Raw genomic sequence first — 19,658 nt, forward strand, 5'->3', positions numbered from 1 at the left:
CATGAAATTGCCAAAGACAAGACGGAGGATGAGGCCGCCCGGGCTGTGGGGGTTGCGAGGATGAACCGTTTCTTTAAAGTAGTTTTGAGCCTCGCCGTCGCATGGCTGCCTTTGGTGACTGCATCGGGTCAACAAGAGGTTCAGCCTTCGCTCCTCACCCTGCGGCAGGCGGTGAACGTTGCGCTCGAGAAAAATCCTCTGCATAAGGCGGCAGTCGCTGACACAAAAGCTGCCTCTGCCGAGGTTCGTGAGGCGCGTTCGTTACTTATGCCCCATTTGAGTTTTTCTGAAACAGCGACTCGGGGTGACGACCCCGTGTATGTGTTCGGTAGCAAACTGCGGCAACAGCGTTTTACGGCTGCAGACCTCGCGCTGAACAAGCTGAACGCGCCTCCGCCCTTCGGCAACTTCAGTACGCGGTTTGGGGGAAGCTGGAACCTGTTTGATTCGTTTGCGAGTTGGCATGGGGAAGGTCGAGCAAAACAGATGAATGAGGCTGCGAAGCACCAACTGGACCGCACGGATCAGGAGATAGTTTTTCGGGTCCTCAGCTCTTACTACGATGTTCTACTCGCAGCTAAACAATTTGAAGTGGCCGACCAGTCCGTGAAAACTGCAAAGTCGATCATAAACAGCAGCCAGGCAAGATTCGACAGCGGTCTGACCGTAGAGTCGGATCTGCTGACAGCGAAGGTTCGGTTGGCAGCCCGACAGGAGGAAGCGATCCGGGCCAGGAACACTTTGCAAACGGCGCGATCGGAACTGAACACGGCGATGGGAATGCCGGTTGAATCCCCGTTCCGGTTCGTGGAAGGACTGGCGGAGGACGCTCTTCCGATTCCGACGCTTCAGGAGATCGAAAAGCAGGCTCTTACAAATCGGCCAGACTTGAAGCGTATTGCCTCGGAGGAGGCAGCACAGCGTCACAACGTTGCGATGGCAAAGTCATCATTTGGCCCGCGCGTGAACGCCTTTGCAGGGTGGGAAATGGATAACCCTACGTTCGCCGCCGGCTGTGGAGGCAACAACTGGCAGGGTGGGATCGAAGTGCAATTCGACATCTTTCAAGGTGGAGCAAAACGCGCGGCGCTTTCGCGGCAGGAAGCGCTTGAAGAGAAGGCCGTGGCGATAAAGCAGCGCGCCAGCGATGCGGTACGCCTCGAAGTCAGGCGAGCCTACTACGACGTTGAAACCAGCCGACAGCAGATCGAAGTGGCGCGCGCAGCAATCGCCCAGGCACAGGAGAGTCTGCGGATCAACCAGGATCGCTATGACAGTGGCTTAACCACGATTACCGACTTGTTGGGGGCCGAAGATGCAACACGCCGGAGCCAGACCGACTACTGGGAAGCCATCTATCACTTTCGGACCAGCTACGCCAACCTGGAGTTGGCAACCGGAAACTTGAATCCACAATCTCCCGCGGTGATGCCATGAATCGCATGGATACAGCACTCATACTCGGCTCCTTGATGGTAGCCGCCGTGGCCGGTCTAAGCAGTTGCTCGACTGAAACAGTGAAAACCCGTTCCCCAGAGACTATCCGACACATTCCCGTGCTCTCGGTGCAGCAAGCTGATATCCCCGATCTCCTGGAAGCCACAGGAACAGTGAGTGCTCTCCAAACCAGCGATCTCGCGAGCCAAATGATGGGAAGCATCGTCGAGATCCGTGCTCGCGAAGGAGACCGCGTGAGGCGAGGTGAAGTGCTCGCCGTAATCGATGACTCAGAAGCGCGAGCCGCTCTGGATCGTGCGACTGCTGCCGGGGTTGCGGCCCAGCAGCAACTCGTCGCAGTCAATTCCGACCTGGTTCTGGCGGAATCGACATTGAAGCGTTACCAGAGCCTTTATGATCGGAAATCGCTCAGTCCCCAGGAGTTTGACGAGGTGAATGCCCGCCAGCAAGCCACTCTCGCGCGCCGCGATATGGCACAAGCAGGCCAGGCCCAGGCGCAGGCAGAGTTGAATCAGGCAAAGACGTCCCTGGGTTATACGCGGATTCGAGCTCCATTCGATGGCGTCGTCACAGAAAAGAAGGCCGATTCCGGGACGTTAGCGTCACCCGGCATGCCGATCTTCACCGTCGAGGATGTGCGTCGCTATCGGCTGGACGTCGCCGTCAATGAGAGCGATTTGCGGTATGTACATACAGGAGAGCGGGTTTCGGTCGTGATCGAAGCCCTTGACAACCCGGAAATGAAAGGCAAGGTAGTGCAGATCATTCCGGCTGTCGACCCCGCGAGTCGCGCGTTCCAGGTGAAGATCGAGCTGCCCATGGACACACGGCTGCGCTCCGGGCAGTTTGGGCGAGCCCAGTTTTCTCGTGGCGCGCGGCGGACGCTGCTGATTCCCCAGTCGGCAGTGATCGAACGCGGTCAATTGCAGGGCGTCTTCGTGCTGGACCAGAACAAGGTTGCCAGCCTGCGCTATGTCACTTTAGGAAAGCCTTTCGGGTCCGAAATCGAAGTGCTCACTGGGCTCGAGGGCGGCGAGTGGCTTGTGGAAAGACCGGGTGAACTGGATCTGAGTAATAAGAGAATTGAGGGCGAGTGATGGCTGACAAAGAATCCCAGCCGGGGATTCCGCCTTCACCAGCCCTGGGGCTGGCTGGCCGCATTGCGCGCAGCTTCATCAATTCGAAACTGACACCTTTGATGGTGGTTGCCGCGTTTCTTCTTGGCGCGTTAAGCATTCTCAAGACTCCACGGGAAGAAGAGCCGCAGATCGTTGTACCCATGCTCGACGTGTTCGTTCAGATGCCGGGTGCGTCAGCGGAAGAAGTCGCGCAGCGAGTCAGCCTTCCTATGGAGAAGCTGCTGCGCGACGTGCCTGGTGTCGAATACATCTACTCCATCAGTCACCCTGGCGTGAGCATGCTGGTGGTTCGCTTCTACGTAGGAATCAAGGAAGAAGATGCGATTGTAGAAACCTACAACAAGCTATACTCCAACTTCGATCACATACCGCCGGGCGTATCACAACCGATTATCAAGGTCCGCTCAATAGATGACGTGCCGATCCTGGCCCTGACACTGTGGGGGAAAGACTACGACTCTTACCGCTTGCGGAGAGTCGCGGGGGAATTGGAAAACTCACTCAAGCCGCTTGATGGCGTTTCTGAGACCAATATCATCGGGGGCCAACCCAGGCAGGTACGAGTCGTGCTCGACACGCAACGGCTTACCGCCTACGGCCTCACACCGCTCGCCATAGTGGAACAACTCCAGAACGCGAATAGCCGCGGCCAAGCCGGGAGTTACGCACGAGACAATCGCGAGTTCCTTGTCGAAGCGGGAACTTTCTTTACCACTCTCGACGATCTGCGCCAGGTAGTGGTTGGAGTTCACCTCGGACGTCCGGTCTATTTGCGTGACGTAGCCGAGAAGCTGCAAGACGGTCCAGCCGAACCGGACAATTACGTCTTGTTTGCGAATGCTCGCGGTGGAGCTGAACAAGCAGCCGGCGAGGAGTATCCCGCTGTAACCATCACATTCTCCAAGCGCAAAGGTACAAATGCAACTGGCATTTCCACGCGACTTCTAGACAAGGTGAATGCCCTGCGCGGTCACATGCTTCCGAACGACCTGAACGTTACGGTCACACGCAACTATGGCGAGACCGCAAAGGACAAATCCGACGAACTACTCAAGCACCTGCTCATCGCAACGTTGTCGGTCACGTTACTCGTTGCTCTGGCGCTCGGTTGGCGGGAATCGGGAGTGGTTCTGTTGGCCGTGCCGGTAACACTGGCTCTCACTCTTGCCGTTTTCTACCTGTATGGTTACACGCTGAACCGTGTCACATTGTTCGCGCTGATCTTCTCAATCGGCATCCTGGTTGACGATGCCATCGTTGTCGTTGAGAACATCATCCGACACTTGCGGTCGCCGGAAAACCGTTCGCGATCCGTCACGGAAGTCCTGGTTGAGGCGGTGGACGAAGTTGGGAACCCTACGATTCTTGCAACTTTTGCGGTGATCTGCGCAGTCTTGCCCAATGCCTTTGTGCGCGGGCTGGCTGGTCCATACATGCGGCCGATCCCGGTGGGCGCCTCGGCAGCGATGTTGTTCTCACTGGGCGTAGCCTTTATCGTGCTGCCGTGGGCGGCATTGCGACTGCTGAGGAAAGGTGCACAGGCTGACGTCCATTCTGGCCAAGCGAATGAAGGCTGGATCACTCGCTTGTATCGCCGGATGATGATCCCGCTGATTCTCAGCGCGCGTCGCCGTTGGATGTTTCTTGGGGCTATCGTGGCCTTGCTGCTCGCCGCGCTCACGTTAGTGCCACTAAAGCGGGTACGGCTCAAAATGCTGCCGTTTGACAATAAAAGCGAGTTTCAGGTCATCATTGACATGCCAAACGGCACGCCGCTGGAACAGACCACTGGCGTGGCTCAGGAACTGGGACAATACCTGGGCAGCCAGCCAGAGGTTATCAATTATCAGATCTACGCGGGAACGTCCGGTCCTTACAATTTCAACGGCCTCGTGCGTCACTACTTCTTACGCAATCAGCCTGATCAGGCCGACATTCAGGTAAACCTGCTCTCGCGACACGACCGAAAGGCACAAAGCCACGACATTGCGCGAAGGTTGCGACCGGAATTGGACAGAATTGCTCAGCCGTTTGGCGCGCGCATCAAGATTGCTGAAGTTCCACCAGGTCCACCAGTGTTGCAGACTTTGGTCGCGGAAGTGTATGGACCCGACTACAAAGGCCAGATCGAGTTGGCCGCTCAGATCAAAAACATTTTTCAGCAGACGCCGGGTGTTGTCGATGTGGACTGGTCTGTCGAAGATCCGCAAACCAAGTACGACATGAAAGTTGATCTGGAGAAAGCGGCGCTACATGGAATCTCGCCGGCTGATGTCACGCGCACCCTGCAGATAGGGCTCGGGGGAACCAACGCCGGTCTGTTACATGACCCCCATTCCCGCGAAGACATCCCTATTGAGGTTCGGTTGGCGCGTCCGGATCGTTCGGGGATAGAAGATCTTGGCAACCTGAAGCTGCCAACCTCTTCCGGTGGACAGATTGCTTTACAGGAAGCAACGGCCATCCAGCAGACGACGATCGATACCAGTGTGTATCGAAAGAACCTGCAGCCCGTCGTTTATGTGATGGGGGATGTCGCGGGCGGAGAAGAAAGCCCTGTGTACGCCATCATGAAGATGAGCGACGCAATTGACAAACTTAAACTACCCGATGGCTATACTGTGAAGCAATATAAAGGCACTTCCATGCCTGAAAGCGCCGACCGTTTCTCAATCAAATGGGACGGTGAATGGCACATCACGGTGGAGGTCTTCCGTGATCTGGGATTGGCATTCGCGGCGGTGCTCGTCTTGATGTATGTACTGGTCGTGGGCTGGTTTCGTTCGTTGGTTACGCCACTCGTCATCATGGCGCCTATTCCGCTGACTCTGATTGGCATCCTCCCAGCCCATGCGCTCATGGGGTGGTTCTTCACTGCGACGTCAATGATTGGCTTCATTGCGGGCGCCGGAATCATTGTCCGTAACGCAATCATCCTCGTCGATTTCATTGAATTACGTCGTTCGCAAGGCATGTCCTTGGAGGATGCCGTCGTTGACGCTGGCGCGGTCCGCTTTCGTCCCATGCTTCTGACGGCAGCTGCGGTGGTTGTTGGAGCGAGTGTGATCCTGTTCGATCCAATCCTTCAGGGCCTGGCGCTTTCCCTGATGGCCGGTGAAGTGGCGTCTACGGTTCTCTCGCGGATGGCGGTGCCGGTTCTTTACTACATATCCAAGAGAGGTGAATACCAAGCGGAATGCTCACGATTGTCTCCCGAAGAGGAACTAGTCGCTACGTTTGGAGAAGCTTGACCTTAGTGGCTCAAGGAAGGTCATATGCGATTTCGGATTGCCTATGGAGAACGTGATTTGGTACGCAGTTCGGAGATGTGCTAAACGGATGCAGTTAGACCATCTTGCGCCTCATGACCTCCGCAGAACTTGCGCCAAACCCCGGCCGCTCTCCCACGCCTCTCTGTGGCTCCTCTAGAAGCGGAACAACCTTTTGACCTTCTACTCGTACCCTCGAAAGTAGCTGCGATGGAATGCTTTTCCAAATTCACATTGCAGAAGAAGTGCTGGATGATCTTCGTGCGCGGCTAAGGAATACCCGATGGCCCGACCAGGTTCCTGGGATCGGCTGGACTCCGGCGAAGTAATGAGCCAGTCTACGCGGGTGCGATTGGGCTGCTGAAGTTTGTTTTTGGGTGCTCAAGAGCGCTTTGAGGGCCATCAGTGCGCTTTGGCTTCAATGAATTACAGTTCGAATAGCTTTTGACACGGTAGAGGTCAGGAGTTCGAGTCTCCTCGTGCCTACCATCTTTTCAATGACATACCGGGCTTCGCGGCTTTGAATCTGGCTATCCTCCTGGTGATCTAGCGCGGAAACCGACAGGTCAATCGCAGTCGGTAAGTTGCCTTTGTCCGCCACCGCCAGCGGAAGGATTCAATTTGATACGATTCGGTTGAAGCAAAATCACCCAATCATATCCGGAGTAGAGATGCCCAAGTTGTTTCCGCAGGTGCTCTTGGGGCAAAAGGCCCCTGCCCTTGCAGTCACATTTTTGACAGTTCTTATTGTCCTCCCGAACTCCTACATCGTTGCCCAGCGAAATACATTGAACTCATACCCAATCAGGAGCATTTCATCCAGCGCAACTGAAGTGAGCTTTCACATGCCACATGGCACGTTGCGGATCGAGCCCTGCCGAAATGACATCGTACGCGTTACCTATGCTCCTCAAGCGGCGTTCGGACATCTCGCCAATCCGTTTCTGTTCAAGAACGGCTGCGGAGCTGTTCCATTCACAATTGAACGCGGGACAAAAGATGTCAGCGTCATCACCGCAGATCTGGTTGTTGATGTCAGCAGGACCAGCGGAGCCGTCAGCTTTGAAGATCACAATGGCACGTCGCTTCTCCGCGAATCAGACTGGCCTTTCCCCCGTAAATTAGAGCCGACTGTTACGGATGGAGTTCGAACCCTCCAGGCCTCAGTCTGGTTCGCTCTAACTCCCGAGGAGAGGCTTTATGGCCTTGGCCAGCATCAGGATGCACTTCTCAATCAGCGCAATCTCGAATTCGAACTGACGCAGGACAATACCAATATCTCCATTCCGGTTTTTCTTTCCAGTAAAGGTTACGGCGTGTTCTGGAACAACGCTTCAGCGACCCACTGGAACAACCGATTCCAACCTGTTGTAGCCATTCGTTCCTCGATGTCGAGCGCGGTCGACTATTTCTTTTTGTACGGCCCGGACTTTGACAAGATCATTGGCGGTTATAGGCAACTTACCGGCACTGCGCCTCTGTTTCCGCGATGGGCGTATGGTTTTTGGCAATCCAAGCTCGCATACAACAGCCAGGCGGAAATCACCGACGTCGCTGACAAATACCGCAATCTGAAAATTCCCATCGATGCCATCGTTCTGGATGCGGGATGGGAAACCTCTCTTGGTTCGCGTGTTTTCAACAACAACTTCCCCAACCGCTTTGAATTAGTGCAGCAACTCCATAGCAAACATGTTCACCTCATGGTTTCCATTTGGCCACTCTTCCAGCCTGGCAGCGCGACTTTTCATGAATTGCTCGCGAAGGGACTTTTTGTCACTCCCGCAAAAGACTCCCTGCCGCCCTATTATGTGGGAACCCGTCTTTACGATGCATTCAGCCCGGAAGCCCGCCGCGTCTATTGGCGGCAGGTACGCGACTCGCTCTATGACGCCGGAGTCGATGCCTATTGGATGGATTCTGACGAACCCTCCGATTTCTATGGCGAAGAGCATCGCTCAATGCTCGCCGGGGCCGCGACGGCCATCGGCAATGGCTCTCGGTACCTCAACCTCTACCCTTTTATGACCACAAAGGCCATCTACGACGGCCAACGGGAGCAAACCAGCCGCAAGCGCGTGTTCATTCTCAGCCGCTCGGCCTTTGCTGGAACACAGCGCAACGCCGCGGCGGTCTGGTCAGGAGATATCGCGACCAATTTTCAAACGCTCCGGCGTGAAATTCCGGCCGGCCTGAACTTTTCCATGACTGGACTGCCTTACTGGACTACGGACATCGGCGGCTTTCTCGGCGGAGACACCGACGACCCGGCGTACAGGGAAGTGTTTGTCCGCTGGTTCCAGTACGGCGCCTTCTGTCCTGTCTTCCGCGTGCATGGAACCCGCTCCAATCACGAAAATGAGTTATGGTCCTACGGAGAGCAGGCGCAATCCATCCTTACTCTCTATGACCGTTTGCGTTATCGCCTACTTCCCTATATCTATTCTCTGGCGGCGCGCACTACCCTCGATGGATATACCCCGATGCGCGCGCTGGCATTCGACTTTCGCAGCGACCCAAAGGCGCTCGATATCAATGACGAGTTCATGTTTGGACCGTCGATTCTAGTAGCTCCGGTAACCAGAGCCGGCGCCGCATCACGCGAAGTTTATCTGCCAGGACATGAGGATTGGTATGACTTCTGGACTGGAGAGCGGCTTTCCGGAGGCCAAGAGGTCAACCGTCAGACCCCTCTCCAAACCATGCCGCTCTATGTGCGGAGCGGAACCATTCTTCCTCTCGGCCCGGAGTCAGAGTACAGCGACGAATTTCCGGGTGGCCCTATCACCCTGCGTATTTATACCGGCGCCGATGCCAGGTATGTTCTTTATAACGACGACGGCTCCTCGTATGACTATGAGAAGGGGGCATATTCGAAAATCGCCATGCACTGGAACGACAGTGCGCGCACACTCGCTATCGATGCGCGTCAAGGGCAATTTCACGGAATGCCCTCGCGGCGCAATTTCAATATCATTCTTGTGAGCCAGGGCAACGGCGTGGGAGAGGCTGTGAATGCAAGCGATCGAACCATCTCCTACGACGGTTCGGCGGAAACCATCCAATTTTGAACCAGTATGTTCTCAGCCTTCGTCTATATTCAGAAGGATTGAACCGCCAGATAAACCTGACGAAATGGCGCAGTGCAGAGCCGTCAACTCTCTCTTCCACATGTCCTATTACAGGATGATTTTTATTTGAAAGGAAATCCAGGCTACGGATCTCAATTCAGCGGTTCTGTAGCTTTGAAAATCTGGTCGGCCTTTACTTCTTTGAAGGTCTGTACCCTTCCAGACGGCCAGTGGATCTCGATTGATTGGACAACGGCATCAGTTCCGAGGCCAAAATGAACAGGGCCATCGCTCGATGACGCGTAGCCGACGCTCGTGGTCATCTGGTTGTATTGAGCGCCGCTCTTTGTGACAACCATGATTCGCGCGCCAATGCCGTCGCGATTGCTTTTCGTGCCCTGCAAAGCGATATCGAGCCAGTGGTTTGAATTTGGGCTGCGGTTCATCCAGATTTCCGCATCGGCCCCAAGCGCGGTAGCGACGACGTCAACGCGACCGTCACCATCCAGGTCTCCGAATGCCACACCGCGATGACGTGCGCCCGGCGCTGCCGATAGGCCAGCTTCGGCTGTAAGTGGAAGCCACTTCCCTGTTTTGCCCGGATTGTGGAATACAGTGTTGTACTGATCGATGTCTGCGCCAGGTACGGGCATGGATTCGACGTGTCCTCGGGTCACGAACAAGTCCTTCCAGCCATCGTTATCGAAATCATAAAAGCCTGCGCCGTAACCGGCCATCGACATACTGGCATCTCGCATGCCGCTCGACGTAGTGACGTCGCGAAAACTTCCTTTACCGGTGTTTTCATATATGGGGAAGGTCTGGTTATTGAGTGCGACATAAGCGATATCCGGATAGCCATCATTGTTGAAGTCGCGAAAATCGAGTCCCATCCCGGAAATAAAGTTACCGTCTTCCGGAAGCGCGACTCCGGCATCGAAGGCGACTTCCTCGAATTTGTTTCCCAGGTTATGAAAGAGGAATTCGTAGTCCCCGTCATTCGTAACGAAGATGTCCTGGCGGCCATCAAGATCGTAGTCGGCGATTCCGGCCCCCATTCCTTTACCAGGATGATTGCTTAGGCCCCACTCCACTGAGGCATCGCGAAAAGTTCCGTCGCCATTGTTGATGAAGAGCTGGTCAGGAGTGGGCTTGTAGTAGCGCGGATGACAATAATCGGCCACGCCGCGAAAGGCGCACAATGGCTTGTCGGAATAAGTCCACTGCATGTAGTTCACGACGAACAGATCAAGCAGGCCATCATTGTTTATGTCGACCCAAACAGCTGCAACAGCCCAGAGCGGCCCATATTGAGGATCCTGCGACTTATTGAGGCCCGCTTTTACAGTCACGTCCGTGAAGGTCCCATTGCCATTGTTGTGATAAAGCGTGTTTTTGTAGAGGCCGGCCACGAAGATATCCGGATGACCGTCGTTGTCATAATCGCCGATCGCCACTCCCATGTCGTATCCGGTGCCGGCAAGTCCAGCCGCATCGGTTACGTCCGTGAAGACTCCATTTCCGTCGTTGCGAAAGAGCCGGTTGCGGTACTTGGGCGAGTCTTTCCTCAATGTGGCGATATTCGCGCCATTCGTGAAGAAGATGTCTGGACGGCCATCGCCGTTGTAGTCAAAGACAGCGACACCTCCGGGCATAGCTTCGGGCGCGTTCTTTGCAGGCGTTTCATCGTTTTCGAGCCGGAAAGGAATTTTCCTCAGTTCGAAACGTATAGGAGAATTCGGGGACTGTGCGCTAACGAAAGGCACTGCGAATAAAGGCAGCAGCAAACCCACGAGGAATACGAGTTGCGCTTGCTTGGAGAGGATCATCCGATATATGAAAGGGGCGGCGTAAGCCGCCCCTTAAATTGTAAAAGGGGTTGGAAGGTTAAAAATAGAACTTCGTGGCCAATGTCACAAATCTCGAGCCGGTTTTGAACGCAGGTTTTCCGGTCGTGAGCGGATTCGTGTTGCTTGGCGATAGATAGGTGACTTGAAGCGGATTTCCATTCGAGTCAACGCAACCGGCACAAGTCGCATTTTCAGTCCCTACGAAGCTAATGGAATTGTCCGAATTGTTTGCGAGCCCGAACTGGGGCAGCGGATGATTAAGCCAGTTCGTGGCCGACACCCGGAACTGAATGTACCGGCTCTCCGTGATGTGGAAGTCTTTGTAGACCCCAAGATCATTATTCCAATAGTTCGGCGATCTCATGTACGGCATAATCACCTGCCCTTGTTGCCCATAACTCGGAGGCGCGAAGCAGGCAGGATTGAACCTCTGGCCGTTGTGCAGGTTCTTGGTTGGATCGCAGGTAAAGGTGGGCACCAGGGCGTTATATGCAAACGTTCCGAAATACGTGCTCGGATTAATAGCCGTTGCCTTGAGACCGTTCGGCAGTGTGATGCTGTTGTCGGGCAGGTTCGGATGGGCCACGGTGGGTACTGTAAGTCCACTGGGGAATTGAACATTCAGAGTGCCACCGCTCGAGGTCTGCAGGGGATATCCGCTTTGGAACGCCGTATAGCCGGAGAACTGCCAGCCATTCACCGCTCCGCCGAGGATTTTCATCCCGACATTATCGCCGCGGATAAACCTGGGCAATTGATAGTTGTAAACCAGGTTAAGAATGTGCGTGTGATCGTATGCCAATGGCCCATAGTTGTTCCCGATGACAAAAGGATCAAGTCCTGGGCCATTTCCAGAACCATTGTTAGAGCCTCCGTCGCGGATACCGAGCACTTTGGAGAACGTGTAGTTAGTGAGGAACGTGATAGGGCCCGTCTGCTTTGTAAACGAAATCTGCAACGCATTGTAGTTAGAATATGGCGCGTGCGTCAGCAGATACACATTCTGATAGTTCTTCAACGGACGCCAATCATTCTGGTTATAAGTCTGCGAATATACCGCGGGGTTTGCAGCACAATATAAGCTTTGTCCGGCTGGATTGGTGGTTGAACAAGGCGGAGCTGCCGGCGAGACGTATGTGCCGGTCACCGGATCGGGCTGGAAGATACCACCTCTCGGAACATTGTTCAGGTTGTAAAGGTTGCTGTTAGTTCCGTCCATATACTCGTTTGCGCTGCGGTTGCCGACATACGACACTTCGAGGACCGAGCGCAAGGGAAGGGCCTGAGAGATGGTCGCATTCCAATCGTTGGTGAAGGGTGCGCGACTGTCTCCCATCTGCATTACGTCGATGGTTGATCCGTTCTGAGCGACACTCGAAGGTGGCGAGAACTGGGATATGTTGGCAACGCCGTTGAATACCGTCGGTGTTGTATATCCAAAGGAGCCGGCAGGGCCGTTGCCAGCGCTTGCCGTTTCGCTGGTCGCCTGATAGCGGAACACGCCGAAGCCACCGCGGAACACGGTCTTGCCGGTTCCGAAGATGTCATACGCCAGTCCTATTCGCGGCGCGTAATAAACGAACGGCGAGACGAATCCTGACAACGGGATGCTTTTATTTATAGCGTGCCAGAGCAGACCAGTATTGTCTGGCGCGCTTGGACCGTTGTTGTAGTCCGCCGCGCTCCAGACTTGAAAACCTTTATCAAATTGGTTGAACCCATACCATTGGCCGATGTGATCGAATCGCAATCCATAATTGAACGTGACCCGTGGCCCCATTTTCCAGGAGTCCTGAGCATAGACCGAAATCTGGTGATATGCATTGTCTGAGGGCACATTCAGGTTCTGCTGCTGGTAGGAGTTGACATATCCCAGCATCATGTCAGCTACAAGATTCGTGGTCGAGTTTTGGCCGTAGGTCTGGAAGTTGTACGATCCGTTGTTAGGCGCATTGCTGTTCTGCTGGTTGGAGCTTTCATCCCAGTAGAAGCCAAGCTTGACCGTGTGCGGACCCCACACCTTGGTGAAGTTGTCGTAGAACGCCGGAACCTGTTTGATGCCGCCAAATGTGCCGGTTGACATCGGATAGTAATTGAAGCTTCCCAGTTGCTCGCTGCAGCAATAGTCGGGATTGAAATTTGGGATCTGATCCGTGGTCTGGCCGAAAAGTCCTTTGACACCGAAGTTGTTGGTGGAACGAGACACCTTTGAAGGGTCGGCCAACGCGTAAGGATTGACAAAGTGAGACCAGGAGAAGACGGTCTCATTGGTCGTAGTCGGATTGAAGACATGGGTGAGGTTGACATTGATCACATATGTCACAGTGCTTGAGGCCCCAGGGGTCGGATACGGAAGAGTGTTCGGCGTCGCCCACCAGATGGAGATAGGGGCCAGGTCGCTTTCTTTCTGATAGGCGTATGAGCCGACAAGCTTTGTGTTATCGCTGATCGCGTAATCGAGTTTGCCAGTTGCTTCCCAGCGATTTTGTGGCGACGTGTTTACATAGTGGTAGTTACTGTAACCGTTCGCCGCAGTGGGAGTTTGATTAGCGGCAGGATATAACTTCATGATTCCCACCATGTTGGGATCCATGTCCGCCACAGGAAACGAGGTTGCTGTGCCGCCAGCCGGCGTATTCTGCGTCAACTGGTTATAGAACTTCGGCCAGGTGGCGATGGCTTCCGCAGGGATGCCGGCATTGCTGAAATCACCAGAAAGTTGCGCGGCATTGGGAACGTTGTAGTTGATGATAGAGCCTGCAGGCTGCTGCTTCATGTACTCGTAACCTGCCCAGAAGAAAAGCTTGTTGCGGTCACGATTGAAGTTTACCCAGGGTAAAAGGACAGGACCGCCGACATTGCCGCCCATGTAGTAATAGCTCTGGTCTTTGTTAGTTCCCCCCTGGCTTTTGGTAAAAGCATCAACGGAGTTGAGGACGGCATTGTGCGTATAGAGGTATGCTTCTCCATGGAATGCCTGGCCGCCACTCTTACTGTAGGCCTGAAAGATTGTTGGCCCCTTCGCGTATTCCGCGCTGTAGTTTGACGAGAGAAACTTGACGCTGCCCACCATGTCCTGGTTGATGTTGGCGATCTGCGTTCCGAAGTTGCCAGGATCGACAAGGTTGGAACCGTCAAGCATGTATGCCATGGTGCCGTTCGGCTGTGTGCCGTTGGCGGAGTAGTCGCCGACAGGCCCCGAGTTCGACCCAACAATTCGGTCACTGTAGGTCGCTGCGGAGCCACCGGCGTTCTGGTTCAGTCCCATGCCGGGCATAATCTTAAGCAGCTCCCCGGCATTGCGGCCCTGTAGAGGAAAGACGTCGATCATTTTTTCGTTCAGCGAGGTGCTGACTTCCCCGGTGTCGGTCGGCACAACGGCACCACCGCCGCCAACCACCTCGACCTTCGTTGATACGTCGCCAATGGTGAGCCTGATGTTGGGAATATCGCGGGCATCGCCTTGGTTCATCACGATGTCGTTTTCCTGCCAATTGGTAAACCCCGTGGCGGAAATCGAAATCGAATACGTGGCGGGCTGCACGGCGGTAATCACAAACCGGCCAGCGCCATCGGCAGTCGCTGCGCGGACATCGCCGCTGATTTGATTTTTCAGCGTGACTTGCGCGCCGGGAATGACCGCGCCTGATTGATCGTGGACGATACCGCTCAAGGTACCGGTTAATTGTTGCGAATATCCTTTCGAAATTCCGATTGCCAGAAACAGGATAGGTAGCGAAAGGAAACCACTGAATACAATAAGCTTACCGAACAGTACACGGCGAAATAAGTTAAGCATCTAACAGCCTCCTGTCTAGTGATGTCTCTCAAGACTGCAATGTTGTCGTTCTTCTATTTCTCACTTGCCGGCTTACTTAAAGGTGCAAAGACCATGGCCTTGGCGATCTGGGCGGGAAGAGCCTTCTTACATCCCTTGAGTGCATGTAAATGATATCGTTACCATGTTCACAGAATAACTACACCTGTCGAAGAATGGCTGTCAAGCGTCATTTATTGTCCTGACTCTTGGGCATGCCGATCTGCTCGTTTCGCGTGATATTGTAACCTCGCAGCGAATGTATCTCCTGACGGAAGCACCTCTCATCGGTATGAGCGAATCAGCGGCCCAAGACAGCATAATTACGAGAAAATACATGGGTTACCTCTCGCTATTTGTTCTCTCGGCGGGACTGGCAATGCTCTTTCTAACTGCTGAGGGGTCCCTGGCGCAGAACTCGCCTGGAGATTTCAACCAGGTCGCATCTGCGGCATCTGCCGCGCGTGAGCAGCAGGATATTCCCCGCGCAATCGAGCTTTATCAGCGAGCAGTTCGGCTCCATGGTGACTGGGCGGAGGGCTGGTGGTACCTGGGAACGCTGCGGTATGGCGTGAACAATTACACTTCTGCAGTGGAAGCCCTATCGCACTACATCGAGTTGACGCCGAACGCTGGTCCAGCATACGCACTGCGCGGGCTTTGCGAGTTCGAACTGGGAAGCTATCAGGAATCCCTCCATGACCTGCAGCACGGCATTTCGCTTGGAGCGGCAAACAATCCGCGGAATGCCGGAATCATTTCTTATCACGAAGCCATACTGCTGACGAAACTGGACAGATTTGAAGAAGCCTTGGCGAAATACAGCGTTATAGTGAAGCATGGTAACGTAAACACGGATGTGACGAATGGCATTGGGCTTGCAGTGCTGCGAATGCCAATGTTTCCGTCGGATATTCATCCTTCCCAGCAGGGTTTAGTCTTGGCAGCCGGACAGGCAGCGGCCAAGGTCATGTCCGGTGATATGCCTGGCGCTGCCCGAGCTTTTACCGATCTCTTCGAGCGCTATCCCAATACGCCTAATCTTCATTACTCCTACGGATATTTGCTTTCATCGGTAGACCAGGAGCAGGCGATTCTTCAACTCAGGAAGGAACTTGATATTTCTCCATCCAGCGCAATCGTGCATTCCATGCTGGCATGGGCACTGGGAATGCAAGGAGAGTTTGCCGCTGCTCTTCCGAACGCACAAAAGGCGGCCGAAGAAGAGCCTTCATTGCCTATGGCGCAGTTGGCGCTTGGAAAAGATCTAATTGAAACTGGGGATATTCAGGGTGGGTTGCCTCATATTGAGGCAGTGCTGAAAGGCGATCCGAACAATCTTGAAGCGCACCTGGCACTGGCAAAAGCGTACTCCAAGCTGGGACAAAGGGACGACGCCAGGCGTGAACGCCTTTTGTGTCTGAAGCTTTCCGGCCAGGGAACGGCAGCAAATGAAAATCTATAAAGTGCTGCTGGTCCTGATGTTTAGTTGCGCGGGCCTGTCCGCTGAACAGAAGCAGAGCGTAACGACTTGCGGAAGCTGCCATCAGAAGCAGGCGCTTACACAGCCTGACACGCAAATGGGGCGTGCGATGCAGTTACCGGAACAGAACGAGACCCTCAAAGCATATCCGAAACTAACCTTTCATCGAGGTGCGTACTCCTATTTAGTTGAGACTCGCGAGGGGACAACCCAGTACATCGTGAGCGATGGAACGGCTTCGATTTCCATTCCCGTTTTGTGGTCGATGGGCGCACAGGCACAAACCTGGGTTCTTGAACACGGCGGTCACATGTACGAGAGTATGGTCAGCTACTATCCATTGACACGAGGGTTGGATGTCACAGTTGGCGACGACGGTCTCGCTCCGAAGACTCTCGAAGAGGCCATTGGCAGGCCAATCGACGGCGAGGGTGTTACGACTTGTTTTGGTTGTCACGCAACGAATGCGGTCATTGATCACAAGCTGAACCTCACTGCCTTTAAGCCTGGGGTGGGTTGTGAGCACTGCCATATCGGTGCGAACGCTCATTTTGCGAACGCTATGAAGGGCGATTTCAGCAATTCTCCACCGAGCCTGGGAAATCTCTCGTCCGAAGATATTTCGAACTTCTGCGGCCAGTGTCACCGTAGTTGGGAACTGGTGGTGAGAGCAGGATGGCGCGGGCCGGCCAATGTGCGATTCCAGCCTTACCGGTTGGCGAACAGCAAGTGTTTTGACGGAGCTGATCCTCGTATCAGTTGCATTGCGTGCCACGATCCCCATAAGAGGGTTTCGCGCGAGGCGGCATATTATGACCAGAAATGCCTCGCCTGCCATTCCGAAGCTGCATCCATGGCGCCGCCCCATGCGAAGGTATGCCCTGTAGCGAAATCGAATTGTTCAAGCTGCCATATGCCGAAGGTGCCCTTCCCCGGAGGACACTTCGTCTTCACAGATCACGATATTCGCATCGTGAAACCTGGCGAACCATACCCGAACTAGGGCTGAGGCAGCTTCGGAGGTCCTTCGCTCTGCTGCTGCGCACTCAATTGCGCGACGATTGCGCGCTCTTTTGCGCCATCGGCGGGGCGATGCAGCCGATAGTAGACATTAGCGAGCTCAACGTGCGGCTGCAGCCAATTTGGGTTCGACTTGGTGAGCGCTTCAAGATTTTTCGCTGCTTCCTCGTAATTGCCGGAGGTGCTCTCCCACATCGCAATCTCATAACGCGCGGTCGGTGATGCAGGCTGAAGCTGCAGCGCATGATCAAGGTACTTCTTCGCTTCTTCCATTTTGCGTTCTTTGTACAGAATGGATCCTAGATACACATTAGCGTCGAAATCATCGGGATCACGGCGCAACGCCTCGCGAAGGACTGGCTCAGCGTTAGTGATGTCGCCATTCATGTCGCGCGCGATACCAACCAGCGAATAGATCCGCGGCAGATTTGGATTCAACTGAAGCGCGGTTTCCAGATCAGTCCTGGCCCGGACAAATTCATTCAGATCGATAAGTGTCGAGCCTGCAAGAAAGTATGCGTCCGCACTGTGAGTCTGGTCCGCTACATTCTCAAGGCGCTCGGCCCCATCGCGCCGATTCCCCGATTGAATCAGCGCCTTGCCGAGAACGTATTCGAAATCAGGATTTCCAGTGTTTGCTGCTTCAAGCGGAGTGAGTATGGCAACCGCATCTCCAGCGTGATCCAGGCGAACATCGCTGTCTCCAAGAAGAATCGCCAATTGCACATTATCCGGCTGAGTCTTGCGGACTTCTTCAAACTCTCGACGGGCGCTTTCAAAATCGTCCTTTTTGTAGTAGGCGAGCGCCAGGTTCATGCGGATGGCATCATCATTCGTAGACGAGAGCGCGATCTTATACTGCTTGATTGCTTCGTCAAAACGGCCTTCGTGCGTTAACGCAACGCCGAGGTTAGCGCGCGCCTCAGGTAAATTCGGGCGAAGCTTAAGGAGCTGTTCGTAGTCCTGAATTGCTGTCTGGTTGTCGCCGCGCTGCTGAGCTTCAACGGCACTCTTGAAAAGAGCGTCCGGTTCCGACTGTTGAGCAAATAAACTGCCGGCCAAAATTAGCAGGGACAAGAAAGCTGTGCGCATCGCATAAAGAATAGCTCAGCGGCTTACGAGATCGCTGTTTCGTAGTTGAAGCGCGAATTACTGATAAACGATCTGTGGCGGTCAGATCCAAGGCAAGACATCCGCAGCAAACTGCTAAAACTTAGCTTCATGGAGTTTCGAAAATAAAAAGTTCGATTTACTCCAGCTTCGCAGATGTCCAGCCCTTTTCGGGGCTTTGCTTGCAAAGACTCTGGAATTGTGCAGCATTGAAAGACAAGCGGAATCTCGATTCATCCGACCTAACTTCAATCATCGGCTTATGGTCAATGGGCAGTCTACTTATTGCGGATTGCTCTGGGAACAACCGTCAGCCGGACAGCGCGCAGCGTTACAGGCAGTCGCACAACGCGGCGCCTCGGAAATTCATAGTCAAGCCGTCCGTGAGGAGTGAGTTTCGGCTTGGGCCGGCATCTACCGTACAAAAGGCAATTCAGTCGCTCGATTCGAGATCAGGGCGGCGCCTATGGCCACGGCGGCGGCGCTCCGGGAATCAATGGTGAGCTGCATATTCTGCCTAAAACGAACTACGTGCTTGTCGCGCTTGTGAACCGATCCACCCATGGCGAGCTACATGATGGATTTGATTGCAGAGATACTACCAAAGCAATGAGAGCGCCGGTCTTTCTACGTGGGACTTTGTCGGACTGGGGGATGGCCTCACCTGATTTCGCCCCTTTGCCATCCCATGCGATACTCAAAAGAATGTATAACCGCGTCGTTCTTAAGCTATCAGGAGAAGCGCTGGCTGCAGGCCGCGGCTTTGGCGTTGACGGTGACCGCGTGCACGAGATTGCCGGCGAAATCGCCGAAGTGCGCGAACTGGGCGTCGATGTCGGCGTCGTCGTAGGCGGAGGCAATTTCTTTCGCGGCGTGGCCGAACAGGCGCGCGAGATGGACCGCGTTTCCGCCGACCACATGGGAATGTTGGCCACGGTCATCAATGCGCTCGCCATTCAAGATGCGTTGGAAAAGCAGGGCGCTCATGCGCGCGTCATGTCGGCGATTGAGATGCACGAGGTCTGCGAGCCGTATATTCGTCGCCGGGCCATCCGGCATCTGGAAAAAGGCCGCGTGGTGATCTTTGCCGCCGGGACAGGGAATCCATATTTTTCCACAGACACAGCCGCATCTTTGCGTGCCATGGAGATCAAGGCGGACGTCTTACTGAAAGCGACGAAAGTGGAAGGCATCTACGACGCCGACCCGGTCATCAAAACCGATGCAGTGAAATTCGAGCAGATTACGTACATGGACATACTGCGGCTGGGTCTGAAAGTAATGGACACGACCGCGGTGAGTATGTGTAAGGATAATAATCTGCCCATGATTATCTTCAACATGAACCGGCCGGGAAACATCCGCCGAGTAATCAGCGGGGAGAAGGTCGGCTCGCTGGTGACAGCCTGAACATAGAATTGCAACACGGTCCATCGGCTGC

Annotated in this window: 10 protein-coding genes; 7 read left to right on the top strand and 3 right to left on the bottom strand. The window is 54.4% G+C overall.

Annotated elements, in window-relative coordinates; genetic code table 11:
- Window positions 1-60 precede the first annotated feature (60 nt).
- The 4 genes from VEV40_RS15140 to VEV40_RS15155 all read left to right on the top strand — a co-directional run bounded on the left by VEV40_RS15140 (window position 61) and on the right by VEV40_RS15155 (window position 8,937).
- Window positions 61-1,437, top strand: coding sequence for a TolC family protein (locus VEV40_RS15140; RefSeq protein ID WP_324833501.1), 1,377 nt, complete (start codon window positions 61-63; stop codon window positions 1,435-1,437).
- 5 nt (window positions 1,438-1,442) lie between these two features.
- Window positions 1,443-2,555, top strand: coding sequence for an efflux RND transporter periplasmic adaptor subunit (locus VEV40_RS15145; protein ID WP_324833503.1), 1,113 nt, complete (start codon window positions 1,443-1,445; stop codon window positions 2,553-2,555).
- The gene (locus VEV40_RS15150; protein ID WP_324833505.1) at window positions 2,555-5,848 is read left to right on the top strand and encodes an efflux RND transporter permease subunit; all 3,294 of its coding nucleotides are present in this window, start codon (window positions 2,555-2,557) and stop codon (window positions 5,846-5,848) included. The genes VEV40_RS15145 and VEV40_RS15150 overlap by 1 nt, the downstream gene beginning before the upstream one ends.
- A 689-nt stretch (window positions 5,849-6,537) precedes the next feature.
- Window positions 6,538-8,937 carry a TIM-barrel domain-containing protein gene (locus tag VEV40_RS15155; protein WP_324833506.1) on the top strand — a complete coding sequence of 800 codons (2,400 nt, stop codon included), beginning with the start codon at window positions 6,538-6,540 and terminating at the stop codon, window positions 8,935-8,937.
- 152 nt (window positions 8,938-9,089) lie between these two features.
- Here VEV40_RS15155 and VEV40_RS15160 read toward each other — a convergent pair whose 3' ends face one another.
- Entirely contained in the window at window positions 9,090-10,592 is a 1,503-nt protein-coding gene (locus tag VEV40_RS15160; RefSeq protein ID WP_324833507.1) for a CRTAC1 family protein, read from the bottom strand.
- A gap of 232 nt (window positions 10,593-10,824) precedes the next feature.
- Window positions 10,825-14,586, bottom strand: a complete 3,762-nt coding sequence (locus VEV40_RS15165) for a carboxypeptidase regulatory-like domain-containing protein (protein ID WP_324833509.1) — start codon at window positions 14,584-14,586, stop codon at window positions 10,825-10,827.
- Window positions 14,587-14,941: 355 nt separating this feature from the next.
- Between VEV40_RS15165 and VEV40_RS15170 the strand changes: the two genes are divergently transcribed.
- Both VEV40_RS15170 and VEV40_RS15175 read left to right on the top strand, forming a co-directional pair.
- Window positions 14,942-16,069 (top strand): tetratricopeptide repeat protein, encoded by a 1,128-nt coding sequence (locus VEV40_RS15170; protein ID WP_324833511.1) that lies wholly within the window; start codon window positions 14,942-14,944, stop codon window positions 16,067-16,069.
- Window positions 16,056-17,090: a hypothetical protein gene (locus VEV40_RS15175; RefSeq protein WP_324833513.1), complete on the top strand. Its 1,035-nt coding sequence runs from the start codon at window positions 16,056-16,058 to the stop codon at window positions 17,088-17,090. The genes VEV40_RS15170 and VEV40_RS15175 overlap by 14 nt, the downstream gene beginning before the upstream one ends.
- Here the strand turns inward: VEV40_RS15175 and VEV40_RS15180 are convergent.
- Entirely contained in the window at window positions 17,087-18,199 is a 1,113-nt protein-coding gene (locus tag VEV40_RS15180; protein ID WP_324833514.1) for a tetratricopeptide repeat protein, read from the bottom strand. The genes VEV40_RS15175 and VEV40_RS15180 overlap by 4 nt on opposite strands.
- Before the next feature lie 723 nt (window positions 18,200-18,922).
- On the opposite strand from VEV40_RS15180, the gene pyrH reads away from it, so the two are divergent.
- Window positions 18,923-19,627 carry a UMP kinase gene (gene pyrH / locus VEV40_RS15185; protein WP_324833552.1) on the top strand — a complete coding sequence of 235 codons (705 nt, stop codon included), beginning with the start codon at window positions 18,923-18,925 and terminating at the stop codon, window positions 19,625-19,627.
- The last annotated feature ends 31 nt before the right edge of the window (window positions 19,628-19,658 follow it).

Origin of the sequence: Alloacidobacterium sp. (assembly GCF_035631355.1) — a bacterium.
Classification (GTDB): domain Bacteria; phylum Acidobacteriota; class Terriglobia; order Terriglobales; family Acidobacteriaceae; genus Alloacidobacterium.